This window comes from Tissierella sp. P1 (assembly GCF_002266425.1).
Taxonomy (GTDB): Bacteria; Bacillota; Clostridia; order Tissierellales; family Tissierellaceae; genus Tissierella; species Tissierella carlieri.
This window is the reverse complement of sequence record NZ_NPMN01000017.1, coordinates 1-12,528: the sequence shown is the minus strand read 5'-3', so window position 1 is coordinate 12,528 and position 12,528 is coordinate 1. Positions and strand designations below refer to the sequence as shown.

Sequence of the window (12,528 nt, the reverse complement as noted above, 5' to 3'; positions counted from 1 at the left end):
AATCAGCAAAAAGTCCATCGAAAAAAAAAGTCAGCAAATGTAGCAAAAGAGCCGATATTAACTTCAATATCTGTAAACTCATTTACATCCGCTAGTTCTTTTTGGAATCTCTTTAAGTATTGCTGTACATCGTAAGAAATCTTATTCGCATCTTCTATTTTGGAATGTTTTATAATATCTGTAAAAAATCCACCGCCTAGCATATCCCATACTCCCCAGCCATGAGCAGATTCCAAAGGTTGCTTCATATCTAGTAAAGCGGTTAATGCATTTTCTCCAGCATGTATAGCTTCTTTCACCTCTTTTATATCTAGCTTTAATTCATTTATTTTATTTAATAAATCACGAAGTTTTCTTCCTCTATGAGTATCTTCATTGATTATCATATCTTGCTTTTTATTTATTAATTGCTCATACTCCTCTTTTACCTCTGAGTAATTAATTAAATCCTTATTATATTCCTCTATTTCATTTTCTAGCTCCTTTATAGCTAAAATACATTCGTCATATTGCATTTTGGCCCCTAGATATTCTTTTCTTTCTTCATCAAGTTTATCTTCTTTTTTTCCGATAATATTCAAGAAAAATGAGCTTAAACTCATACCTTCCAGCTTCAATACATCCTTTTCTTCTTTTTGTAATATATTTCTTAATTCTTCCATGCTTTGCTTTTTCTTTCTTAGTTCTTCCATAGCCATGGACCTTAATGATTCAAGTTTTTCTTTAGTTCTAAGCCTTTCTCTTAGGTCATAAATGTCTTCATTGATTTCTCTATACATCAGTATCCCTCCCAATACTTTATTGATTTAATTATAACATAAAGAGACTACGATTCTCCTATATCTTTGCTTATTTTAAATATAATAACACTCCCCTATTGGCAGCAAATTTTATTTTTTAATCTAGCTACCTTAAGGGGAATATTATTGTGGATTCTTAATTACTTTTTCATATTATATTGTCAAAGATTTTAGTAGATAGGTCACTTGCTTTACCATATTGTCTCTAACAGGATAATCATGCTCTCTATTAACCCATTCTAAAAGGTATCCTCTCATTATTACAAAAATCATAACTATAAGTTCTTCTGTCTCAATTTTAACTTTGAACTCCCTATCATTGATGCCTTTTAAAATTATTTCCTCCAATATTCCATATAACCGTCTCTTTTTATTATGACTGTATTTGGTTATGTGAGAACGCATGATTAATAGATTGGCATAATAACCCCATTTTTCAACATATATACCAAAATGATTGACAAAATCAATTATTTGCTCTGCAGTCGTAGGGTGTTGTAGAATTGCTTCTTGATTAACTAGAAAAAATTCATCCATTAAAATAAACATTTCATCTACTATGGAATCTTTAGACTGAAAATAATGATAAAAAGCTCCTATTGATATATTAGTTGCTTTGCAAATATCTTTAATTGTTACATTTTTAAGTCCTTCTTCATCCATGAGTTCCACAATAATACTTATTAACTCCTCTTTCTTCTTTGAGGATCTTTCCATTTCATAAAACATATAAATATCATCACCCCTAGAAAATTATATCATATAAAAAATAATTCCCTATTAATTATAGAGAATTATTTTTAAATTATACTTATTTTTCTAGTGCTGCAGATTTTCCAGCTATTTTACCGTATACCACAGTATCTGGTATGGCATTGCCACCAAGCCTATTGGAACCGTGGATACCACCAGTAACTTCTCCAGCAGCATATAATCCCTTGATTATATTACCATTCTTATCTATTACCTGTGCGTCCGTATTTATTTCTATTCCACCCATAGTATGGTGTATCGTCGGTACACGAATTGATGCATAAAAAGGCCCCTTATTAAACTCATCTTGAAGCAGTTTCTTTCCGAAAGAGTCAGCTATTTCACCTCTGACAGCCTTGTTGTAAGTATCAACTGTATTTCTGAGGATAGTAGGATCTACATTCATTTGTTCTGCTAATTCCTCAATAGTATCACCTTTAACAGCAATGCCACTCTCAACTAATTTACCTATTGACTCGTTGAAGTCATTTTTTACATCTTCATTATAATATTCATGAGCATCATGTAGTATCCACATAACTTGATCTGGTTGTTCTAACAATCCTTTTGTAAGGGTATCTCTTCTTGAATCTTCAGCTACAAAACGTTCGCCTTTATTATTAATGAAAAGTTGGTTAGCAGCATTAATACTAATATTTCCAGACATTCCACCAGTTTCTGGATGACCCACTGGTAATAGTTGAATATATTCCATTCCAACTAGATTAGCATCAACAGCTTCAGCCATTACTATACCATCACCAGTAGCACTAACACTATTTGTGGAATTAAGATTTGATAAATCTCCCCAAAGTTCATCATACTTAGCAACTAATTCTTTATTTCTTGCGAACCCACCAGTTGCTATGACTACACCTTTATTTGCGTTCACTATAATTTCAGTATTTCCCTGTAATCCTTTGACCCCTACAGCCTTACCATCTTTCATAATAATATCAGTTACTTTGGTTTCTAATATTACTTCAGCATCATCACCTTTTGATGATATAAAATCAATATAAGCATCTATAGGACCAGTAGTAAGTGGTTTAATAAATTGATGAGTTCTTGGCCATAATGCTCCTGTAACAGTGGCAATCTCATCCGATATATCTACGCCTAAACCTTCCAGCCAACTAATGGATTCCTCAGCACCATATGCAAAATTTTCTATTAGCTCAAGATTACCCTTTTTGTCTCCACCATTAAAAGCCTGCAACGCATGGAGTTGTGGAGAATCAAACATATAAGTGGATTTACTTTCTTTATATTCTTTAATTTGTTCTGCTAATTCCTTCATTAACCTTTTATGTATGTCATTAACAGGCTCTTCTTGTGTGATTGCCTCAATCTGCTCTATTAATTCAGGACGCATAGTAAGGTTTTGTTGACGTTCATTATCAACTGAATTATACTGTCCGCCAGCCATTATAGTAGATCCGCCTAATGTAGGCATTTTTTCTAATACAATAACTTTAGCATTATTCTGTAATGCAGAAACAGCAGCCGCAAGACCAGCACCACCACCACCAACGATAACTACGTCAGTAGTCTTTTCTATTACTTCTCCACTATTTGAAGACTTGCTTACTTCCTTTAAAAGTTCATCAATATTTGCTCCAGCCTTTTCTAATGCTTGTTTAGCAGCATCTAAAATGGCATTACTAGAAACAGTAGCTCCTGATATTGTATCAATATTTAAACTCTGATATTCAACTATCTCTTTAGGAATACGCTCTATAGCTACATCTGATATTCCAGGAGTTTCACTATGATTAGTGATCTTTACAGATAAAATATTTTCTTCATCCACCTCTACTTCAATAGTAAGAATATCACTAATACCTTTTGCTTCACCAGTATATACTCCAGGTGTAAATTTACCTAATTCATTATCAGAAGAAGTCGGTGAACCTTCTTTACTACAGCCAACAATAGATAATACCATAGCCAATACTAGAAACAAAGTCATGTACTTCTTAGTAAACCTAAACATGAAAAAACCTCCTTTTAATTTTATAGAATATTTCACTAGAATATTCTGTTAATATATTCTAGTATATCTTAGGTTAAAAAAATGTCAACAGAATTATTAAAAAAATAACAATAACCCTATATAAATGGCATTAATAAAAACTATAGAATAGGACTTTCAGAAAATAAATATAATATTAATTCTTATCCTACGTAAATAGTAAATGCCACCTAACCTAGGAAGTAAGCTTTTATCATAAATTTAAATTTAGAAATTCATCACATTATTTCATACTTTTGTCCTATACTTCCCTATGTTGCAAAAATATCAATATTAAGCTAGAATATATAACTAGAATATTCTATTTATATATTCTAGCGCCTAAGATATATAATATTAGTTTTTATAAGGTGAAAAAAATATATAAGCATTATTTTTAAAGGAGGTATTGAAATGAAAAGTATCAAAGTAAAACTTGTGGCATATTTTTCTGTGTTAATTTTATTATCATCTGTTACTATTGGATTTATTTCTATAATGAATGCTACTAGAACCATTAGCACTGAAGTAGAAAATTCTCTTAAAAATATGGCTACTGACAGAGCAGAAATAATAGAAAGTCGAATTGAGATAGAAAAAAGGGTTCTAGAAACTATAGCATGCAGTGAAGGAATTCAAAGCATGGATTGGGAACTGCAAAGAGCTGAAATAATGAGACAGGTGAAAGGTACCAATTTCATTGAAATGGCAATTTCTCACCCTGATGGAACTACATATGCTCAAGATGGAGCTATTGTCCAATTAGGAGATAGGGAATACCTTAGAAAGGCTTTAAATGGTGAACCAAATGTATCTGATTTAACAGTGACCCGTGCCGTAAATGAACTAAATTTATTGTATGCTGTACCTATTACAAAGGATGGCAAAGTAGTAGCTACTTTAACAGCTAGGCTGATGGCAATATTTTGAGTAATCTCATCGAGGATACTGGTTTTGGAGATACAGGATATAGTTATATGATTAATGATAAGGGAACTATGGTTGCCCATCCAAACAAAGATCTGGTACTAAATCAGTATAATGCAATAGAAAAATCAAAAGAAGATGAAAGCTTCAAAGACGCAGCAGCAATATCTGAAGTGATATTAAATGAAAAACTTGGTGTAAGTAATTATTCCTTTGATGGTAAAAATTTATATGCTGGCTATGCACCAGTTGAAGGTACTAACTGGATATTCGTTATTACAGCAGATGTAGATGAAATATTGGAGTCAATCCCAACGATGACAAAAGGTATCCTTATATCAGCGTCTATAGCTTTATTATTGAGCATAGCGATTACGTACATAATAGGAATTCTTATTGCAAATCCAATAATTGAAGCAACTAGATATTCAGAGACACTGGCTATCTATGATATTACACAAAATATTTCTGAATCTTTTATGTCACGAAAAGATGAAATCGGTGGTCTAGGTAAATCTATGCAAAATATTGCCCATAATCTTAGAAATATGATCAATGAAATTCGAGATTCTTCAGAACAAGTAGCAGCTGCTTCAGAAGAAATGGCAGCTACCTTACAGCAATCAGCTATTTCTTCCGAAGAAATTTCAAAAACTGCACAAGAAATAGCAAATGGTGCTTCTGATCAAGCATTAAGTACAGAAACTGGTTCTTCAAAGGCTATCTTATTAGGTGAGATAATTGAAAAAAATTTAAAATATACAAGAGATTTAAAGACCACTTCACAGAAAATAACAGATACTATTAGTAGCGGTATAAAAGAAATTGAAAACCTATATCAAATAACAGAAGAAAGCAATAATGCATCAAAAGCGATTCAAGAAGTTATATTAAAAACAAATGATAGTTCTATCAAGATAGGACAAGCTAGCAGTGTAATTGCATCAATTGCTGAACAAACTAATCTACTAGCTTTAAATGCAGCTATAGAAGCAGCAAGAGCAGGAGAAGCAGGAAAAGGTTTCGCAGTTGTTGCAGAGGAAATTAGAAAACTGGCAGAACAATCTTCAGCTTCTACAGCATCCATTGATGAAATAGTTGATAGTTTACAGGAAAATTCTAAAAATGCTGTAATAACCATAGGTAGAGTATCTGACATAGTTAATGAGCAAACTCAAAGTGTAACTAACAGTAAAGATAAGTATATGTTAATATATGAAGCTATGAAAAGTGCAGATAGAGAAATTGAACTATTAAATATTTCAGGAACAGAGATGGAAAATATGAAAAATGAAATACTTGATACTTTACAAAGTCTTTCTGCCATAGCACAAGAAAACTCTGCAGCTACAGAGCAGGTAACGGCATCTATTGAAGAGCAAGTTGCTTCTATGAGTGAATTTGTAGGTACCAGTGAAACTTTATCAGATTTAGCGCAAAATCTACAATCAATTATTATGGGATTTAAAATTTAAAGATGTAATGAGAATAAATAATTTACTATAATGAAATTGAGTGTGTTTAAAACACACTCAATTTCATTTTCATCACCTTTAGCTATACTCAAATATATTTTTGTGAATCGAAAACTTATTAAGATTGAATCTTTATAATTTAATTATTCATACTCTAGTTGACACTCCCTTCTTCTATTAATTTAATTATAATATAAAAGTCCTAGAGCAAAAGCCTAGAACTAGATTTATTGATTATTTAATTTATTGATTATTATTTTTACATTATCTTTATCTGATAAATTTAAACTACTATCTATATAAAATACTTCTTTGCCCTTTAATAAAATTACCGTCCCTTTATTGTCTATATCATTATTATAATTTATAAAGAAAGCTTCATCAAAATACCCATATTCACTATCTGCTGGAGTTATAATTCTATTATATTTTGAAACACCTTCTTTAATCATGCCATCAAATATATATTTAGCAAGCCTGTTATTTACAGTTCTTATATAATTTGTTCTTACATAATATCCATCATTCCCTCGAAAAGTTTCATAATAAGTGGAGTTCTTTGAAAAAACTATGCTTTCCTCCCTATAAAAGTTTGTATAACTAGGACTTGGAAGGTTAAAATCACTGAGCATTAACCCCTTATATCCTTTTTGTAATTCCTCTGATTCATTTATATTATATAATTTAGGCATAACTATGTTAACTATAATTAGTACAACAATAATAGCGAATGCAAACAACCCAATATTTTTTTCCTTGCTTCTTTTCTTCTTATTTTTATTCTTTTTAAATAAATATCCTACTGTGAGACCTATGGTAGTAGGCAAGATGCTTAACAATCCAATAACATTCCCATTTAATAAATCTAATATTAATCCTATTATAATTGATAAACTAAGAATCAGTGCGGGATAAAATAACAATGATTTCCTAACCCTTAACTGCTTATAACTTGCTTGCGGCAAAGGTTCTTCTCTCTTAACAGCTGCTTTAGCCTTTAATATCCAAATTATATCAGAGAATATATATACAACTAAAGGAACTATAAATATTGGACCAATCATTGCAATTGCCATAGAGATATTTGAGTTAAATATCCTATAATCAAGTGAAGATAATTTACCTAAACTCAATATAAAAATCGGAAGACATATTGCGAATATAATTATTTCAAATAATATAGATTTATTTAATATAGTTTGCTTTATTCTATCATCTGTTTGGATTGGCAGTAAATTATCTTTTCTATCTGAATAAAAAACTTGAATCTTATTTGAGGCTGTTATAAAATTCCATCCTGCATCTATACATAGATTTCTATATTCTACCACCTCATCTTTATCGGGATAATCAAAAACCGAAAGCTTAGGAAATAAGTCAACTGAAAATTTCAATTCTTGAGGCTCTATCTTTTTATATCTAACTATATACTCACCGATTTTATCCAACATCCAACCTTTTCTCGCCATTTTTTCAAAATGCTTTTCTATTGCATTGATATCAGATGCTGCAAATAAGAATAATTCACTTTTAGTATTTTTTCCCATAATCCACACCCCCTGTTAAATATTATTATTTTAAAAAAGAATATCATCATCAGGTCTTTTAAATATACTTTTTCTTGTTTTGTAGCCATCTTTTATTTCTCTTTTATCTTCAGTTGTATCATCTTCTTTAGAGATACTGCCATATTTAAGGATACCTTCTCCATCGCTGATTAATTGCCTTAATCTATTAATCTCTCCCTCAAGTATTTCTGTACCCAATTTCGTAATAATATACGTTTTTCTTCTTCCCTCATCTGATACTCGCCTAATAATCTCTTCTTCTTGAAATCTGGATAACAAAGAATATAAAGTACCTGGACCTACAACTACCCTACCTTCAGTAAGTTTCTCAATAGTTTGCATAATTTCATAGCCATGTCTTTCCTTAGTTAAAGTTAATAATATATAATACATAGGCTCTGTAAGATTTTGCAATTGTGTTCTTGCCATATAATCACCCTTATATCTATACTCGATATATCTAATATCAATATATTATACTAATTTAAATATGTCAAGAAAAAAGGGCAGTTACCTGCCCAATTCATATATCTTATTTCCATATTTATCTGCAAAGTCTCTATCATGAGTAATTACTATAACACCCATTCCCTTAGATGCTACCGTTTTCAAAATCTCTCCTATACTATCTCTTAATTTATAATCTAATGCAGAGGTAGGTTCATCAAAACAAAGATATTGAGGTTCCATTGCAAGAGCTCTGGCAATGGCAACTCTTTGTTTCTGTCCCCCTGATAGCTGATACTCATAAGAATCTTCTAGTCCACTCAAACCTAATAATTCTATTAATTCCTTAGCTTTCTTTATAGCATCCTCTTTAATCATCTTCCTTCCCTTAATCAACGAATAGGTTATATTTTTTATTACACTAAAGTGAGGAAATAGATTAAAGTTTTGAAATACTAGGCCTATAGACCTCTCTTCTACTTCATCGTCATGAGAAAATGATATTCTCCCACTATCATAAGCTTCCAATCCACATAAGCATCTAACTAAAGTGGTCTTACCTACTCCAGATTCTCCTACAATCATAACTATACTACCCTTTTCTACTTCCAGATTTGTATTAACTAAAACCTTCTTATCCCCAAATGATTTATTTAAATTCTCAACTTTAAGCATCTTACCACCTACCTATAATATTCAAACTTATTTTCAATATTTCTTAATACATAAGTCAAAACTCCAATAAATATAAGATAAATTCCACCTGCTAAAAATATTGGTATTAGTGAAGCATCTTTATTTGAAAGAGTTTTGGCCGCTCTTAAGATATCTCCAAGACCTAAGACATATACTAAAGATGTATCCTTTACTAAAGTAATAAGCTCATTACTCAAAGATGGGATTACTACTTTAAATACTTGGGGAATAATTATTCCAAGATAAGTAGTCTTCTTAGAAAGTTTCAATACCTCGGAGGCCTCAAACTGACCAATATCTATGGAATTCACTCCTCCTCTAAATATTTCAGCAAAATATGCAGCATAGTTTAAAATAAATGCAATTGAAACTGCGATTTCTCGATTAAGGACAACTCCTATAATCGGAAGTCCAAAGAATACAAATATTATCTGCAATAATAAAGGCGTTCCCCGCATAACTAATATATAGCCTTGTATAATAAATTGAATTATTTTTATTTTAGATAATCTAAGCAGACATACTATAACTCCAAGAGGTATAGAAAATAATGCAGTAATTGCAAATACCCATAGGGTTGTTTTGAATCCACTTAGAATAAAAGGGGTAATGCTTAAAATGTAATCCATACTTTCACCTACTACTTAATTATATTTTCTCCAAACCATTTTTCAGAAATAGCCTTTGCAGTACCATCTTTCTTCATCTCATCTAAAGCTTTGTTAAGTCTTTCTAATAACACTTTATCTCCAAGTCTTAAACCTACTCCATACTCCTCATCACCAAAATCATCATTAAGTACCTTATATTTTTCTTCTCCTCTTTCAGCTATATAATATCTAGCTAATACTTGGTCAGCCACTACTGCTTCGACTCTTCCTGCTTCTAGATCCATAAACGCTTCATTATAAGTATCAAATAATATAGCCTCTGCATTTTTAAAGTCTTTAATTGCATCTGCTTTTTCTAAGGCTTCCAAAGAACTAGATGAATTTTGAGTAGCTACTATCCTATTTTTTAAATCTTCTTTTGTATTAATATCAGAACTATTTAGTGTTACAATTACTTGTCTATTATCTAAATAAGGTTTAGTAAAATTGACTTTTTTCAATCTATCTTCACTAATAGAATATCCATTCCATATTAAGTCAATATTACCTGAGTCAAGCTCCTGCTCTTTTAAATTCCAATCTATTGGTTGAAATTCTACCTTGAGTCCCATTCTTAAAGCTGCTTCTCTAGCTAATTCAACATCAAATCCAGTTAAACCTCCATCTTTATCTCTAAACCCCATAGGAACAAACGTATCATCTAGCCCAACAATTATACTTTCTCTTTCCTCTATCTTATTCCATGTATCAATTGACTTATTTTTAACCTCACAACCTGAAAAAATCAAACCTAATATTAACACAGAAACCACTAAAAATTTTAACTTTTTCATACTATCCCTCCATTTAAATTTATGAATATTCTTGTTGGAATTTATCTTGCCAGGTTGTCCCCTTGTATATAATTAAAAAAGCTTTCATCCTCAAAATCAATCAAGGACGAAAGCTATCGCTCACGTGGTTCCACCTAGTTTTATTGATACCTCACGATATCAACCTTAGTAAGTATGCCAACACATACTAATCATTTTAACGGGTGATTAAACCGAAGACTCCTACTTAGATAACTTTTCAGGTCCTACTCAAGGATGTGTTCTGAATGATTTTTATGTCCCTTTTCACCAACTGGGTACTCTCTAAAATAAAATGTTCATTCATACTATTTCCTCTCATCGCTTTATTAGTTTAGTATGATATTATATTAAATCAACTTTAAATGAATGTCAAGTATATTTTTAAATCTTTTTTAATTTCTAATAAATATTTCTATAACTACTAGAGAATCTCTTTCTCTATTTTAATCTGAACTTGTTCTAGATAGGTTTCAAAAAACTCTTCAATTTATTTATGTTTCTATAGAAACCTATTTTATTATTAATTAAAACATTTGGGTAATATATTATTGAGGAGAGTGATAATAATGAGTAAAAAATATATTAAACCAAGTAAGGAAGAAATCAAATTAAAGTTAAATGATATGGAATATCGAGTAACCCAAGAAAATGCTACAGAAACGCCCTTTTCTCATAAACTTAATGATAATTATGAAGAAGGTATATATGTAGATATAGTATCGGGTGAACCACTATTTAGCTCAAAAGATAAATTCAATTCAGGTTGTGGATGGCCTAGCTTTACTAAACCTGTGGAAAGTGATCATATAGCTGAAAAACTAGATACTACTCATGGGATGATTAGAACTGAAGTAAGAAGTAAATATGGTGATTCCCACCTTGGCCATGTATTTAATGATGGTCCTAAAGATAAAGGTGGATTAAGATATTGTATAAATGGTGCTTCCCTAAGGTTTATTAAAAAAGAAGATTTGGAAAAAGAAGGATATGGTGAATATATTAATCTATTTAAGTAATTTATAAGTTTTCATCTAGAATTTACTCTTTACAAATTCATCATTATGATTTATATTATATATACCCCCCTATGGTATATATAAGAAGAATTATAAAGGAGGATTTATTATTGAGTAATTATTATATTAAAGCAAATCGTACTTTTTCCACTATCAGAAAATATGCTTGGATCTTTACTGTTTTAGTAGCCATTGGAGGCCTATGGGAACCAAAGCTAGGTCTATTGGTTATTTTAATTATGATGGGCCTAACTATAACTGCTTTTTTCACAGGAAGATATTGGTGTGGTAACTTTTGTCCCCATGGTAGTTTGTTTGACAAGGTATTTTTACCAATTAGTCAGAATAAAAAAATTCCAAAATTCCTAAAATCTAAACCAATGGTAATTGGATTTTTTATATTTTTCATGTTTAATTTTTCTAGAAAATTAATAAAAATATCAAAATTATGGGGTACTTTTAGTTTTCTAGATAAACTAGGGCTACTATTTGTTAATACATATCTAATGGTATTAATTGTTGGTGGGCTATTAGCTATCTTTGTTAATCCTAGAACTTGGTGTCAATTCTGCCCTATGGGGTCATTGCAAAAGTTATCTTATAAACTAGGAAAAAAATTAGGAGTTACAAAGAAATCTGAAAAGAAAATCACCATATCTAGCAAGGATAAATGTTATGCCTGCGGTAAATGTTCTAGAGTTTGCCCTCTCCAGCTAACACCTTACTTAGAATTCTCTGATAACAACCAATTTGATAATATTAATTGCATTAAATGTTCAACTTGTGTAAAAAATTGTCCAGCTAATATTCTGTCATTGGAAACCGAAGAAAATGCTATAAAATTAAAGGAAAAAGCTTTTATAAAATGAACTAATTTCTGATAAATCTGTATGGAAATGAAGAGAAAATTCCTATTTAAACATTATAAAAGACCAGAAATTTCTGGTCTTCTATATTTATATCTTAAACAATTGTATTAAGCTATTTAATTTCTCAGCAGTAGCTGCTTGGCTTTCTGCGGCAGCGGCTATTTGCTCTAATGCTGTTACTGTTTCTTTCATTCCAGACATTACCTCATCAGAATTAGCAGAGGCATTATTCATACTACCTGCTACATTTTGTATTACTGATGATATCTCTTCAGTTGATGCATTTAACTCTTCAGCCATTGCTGCTGTTTCTTGAGATAAGTTATTTACAAATACTGCATCTTTCTCATAATTGATTCCAGTATCTATTAATAAATCATAGTCTTTAGTCACTCTTTCATTTATAAATTTTAGGGTTTCCTTTGAGTTATTAGATAGATTATTAAATGAAGACCCTACTTCTCCAACTACCTTCTGAATATCTGCTACATATGCATT

The 12,528-nt window shown here is 30.8% G+C and carries 13 protein-coding genes and 1 other annotated feature; of the genes, 4 read left to right on the top strand and 9 right to left on the bottom strand.

Annotated elements, in window-relative coordinates; genetic code table 11:
- Positions 1 to 2 precede the first annotated feature (2 nt).
- The 3 genes from CIW83_RS12755 to CIW83_RS12745 all read right to left on the bottom strand — a co-directional run bounded on the left by CIW83_RS12755 (position 3) and on the right by CIW83_RS12745 (position 3,549).
- Complete coding sequence (locus tag CIW83_RS12755; RefSeq protein WP_094901753.1) at positions 3 to 779, bottom strand: hypothetical protein; 777 nt, start codon at positions 777 to 779, stop codon at positions 3 to 5.
- Between the two features lie 174 nt (positions 780 to 953).
- On the bottom strand, positions 954 to 1,529 hold the full coding sequence (locus CIW83_RS12750) for a TetR/AcrR family transcriptional regulator (protein WP_094901751.1): 576 nt from the start codon (positions 1,527 to 1,529) through the stop codon (positions 954 to 956).
- Between the two features lie 82 nt (positions 1,530 to 1,611).
- On the bottom strand, positions 1,612 to 3,549 hold the full coding sequence (locus CIW83_RS12745) for a flavocytochrome c (protein WP_094901749.1): 1,938 nt from the start codon (positions 3,547 to 3,549) through the stop codon (positions 1,612 to 1,614).
- 432 nt (positions 3,550 to 3,981) lie between these two features.
- Between CIW83_RS12745 and CIW83_RS23770 the strand changes: the two genes are divergently transcribed.
- Both CIW83_RS23770 and CIW83_RS12740 read left to right on the top strand, forming a co-directional pair.
- Entirely contained in the window at positions 3,982 to 4,497 is a 516-nt protein-coding gene (locus CIW83_RS23770) for a hypothetical protein (RefSeq protein WP_235601326.1), read from the top strand.
- On the top strand, positions 4,494 to 5,969 hold the full coding sequence (locus tag CIW83_RS12740) for a methyl-accepting chemotaxis protein (protein WP_235601325.1): 1,476 nt from the start codon (positions 4,494 to 4,496) through the stop codon (positions 5,967 to 5,969). Before CIW83_RS23770 ends, CIW83_RS12740 begins: the two co-directional genes overlap by 4 nt.
- Positions 5,970 to 6,196: 227 nt before the next feature.
- Here the strand turns inward: CIW83_RS12740 and CIW83_RS12735 are convergent, their stop codons facing one another.
- The 5 genes from CIW83_RS12735 to CIW83_RS12715 form a co-directional block, all read right to left on the bottom strand.
- The gene (locus CIW83_RS12735) at positions 6,197 to 7,516 is read right to left on the bottom strand and encodes a DUF2812 domain-containing protein (protein WP_094901747.1); all 1,320 of its coding nucleotides are present in this window, start codon (positions 7,514 to 7,516) and stop codon (positions 6,197 to 6,199) included.
- A gap of 30 nt (positions 7,517 to 7,546) precedes the next feature.
- The gene (locus CIW83_RS12730; protein WP_094901745.1) at positions 7,547 to 7,966 is read right to left on the bottom strand and encodes a PadR family transcriptional regulator; all 420 of its coding nucleotides are present in this window, start codon (positions 7,964 to 7,966) and stop codon (positions 7,547 to 7,549) included.
- 81 nt (positions 7,967 to 8,047) lie between these two features.
- Positions 8,048 to 8,659: an amino acid ABC transporter ATP-binding protein gene (locus CIW83_RS12725; RefSeq protein WP_094901743.1), complete on the bottom strand. Its 612-nt coding sequence runs from the start codon at positions 8,657 to 8,659 to the stop codon at positions 8,048 to 8,050.
- An 8-nt stretch (positions 8,660 to 8,667) separates the two neighbouring features.
- Positions 8,668 to 9,309 (bottom strand): amino acid ABC transporter permease, encoded by a 642-nt coding sequence (locus CIW83_RS12720; protein WP_094901741.1) that lies wholly within the window; start codon positions 9,307 to 9,309, stop codon positions 8,668 to 8,670.
- A gap of 11 nt (positions 9,310 to 9,320) precedes the next feature.
- Positions 9,321 to 10,124: an amino acid ABC transporter substrate-binding protein gene (locus CIW83_RS12715; protein WP_094901739.1), complete on the bottom strand. Its 804-nt coding sequence runs from the start codon at positions 10,122 to 10,124 to the stop codon at positions 9,321 to 9,323.
- Between the two features lie 99 nt (positions 10,125 to 10,223).
- Positions 10,224 to 10,473, bottom strand: a binding site (T-box leader).
- A gap of 238 nt (positions 10,474 to 10,711) precedes the next feature.
- Here CIW83_RS12715 and msrB point away from each other — a divergent pair.
- Both msrB and CIW83_RS12705 read left to right on the top strand, forming a co-directional pair.
- Positions 10,712 to 11,161 carry a peptide-methionine (R)-S-oxide reductase MsrB gene (gene msrB / locus CIW83_RS12710; protein WP_094901737.1) on the top strand — a complete coding sequence of 150 codons (450 nt, stop codon included), beginning with the start codon at positions 10,712 to 10,714 and terminating at the stop codon, positions 11,159 to 11,161.
- A gap of 110 nt (positions 11,162 to 11,271) precedes the next feature.
- Positions 11,272 to 12,030 (top strand): 4Fe-4S binding protein, encoded by a 759-nt coding sequence (locus tag CIW83_RS12705; RefSeq protein WP_094901735.1) that lies wholly within the window; start codon positions 11,272 to 11,274, stop codon positions 12,028 to 12,030.
- Between the two features lie 87 nt (positions 12,031 to 12,117).
- Here the strand turns inward: CIW83_RS12705 and CIW83_RS22275 are convergent.
- Positions 12,118 to 12,528, bottom strand: a 411-nt coding sequence (locus CIW83_RS22275) for a hypothetical protein (RefSeq protein WP_201259865.1), incomplete at its 5' end; no start/stop codon positions are given.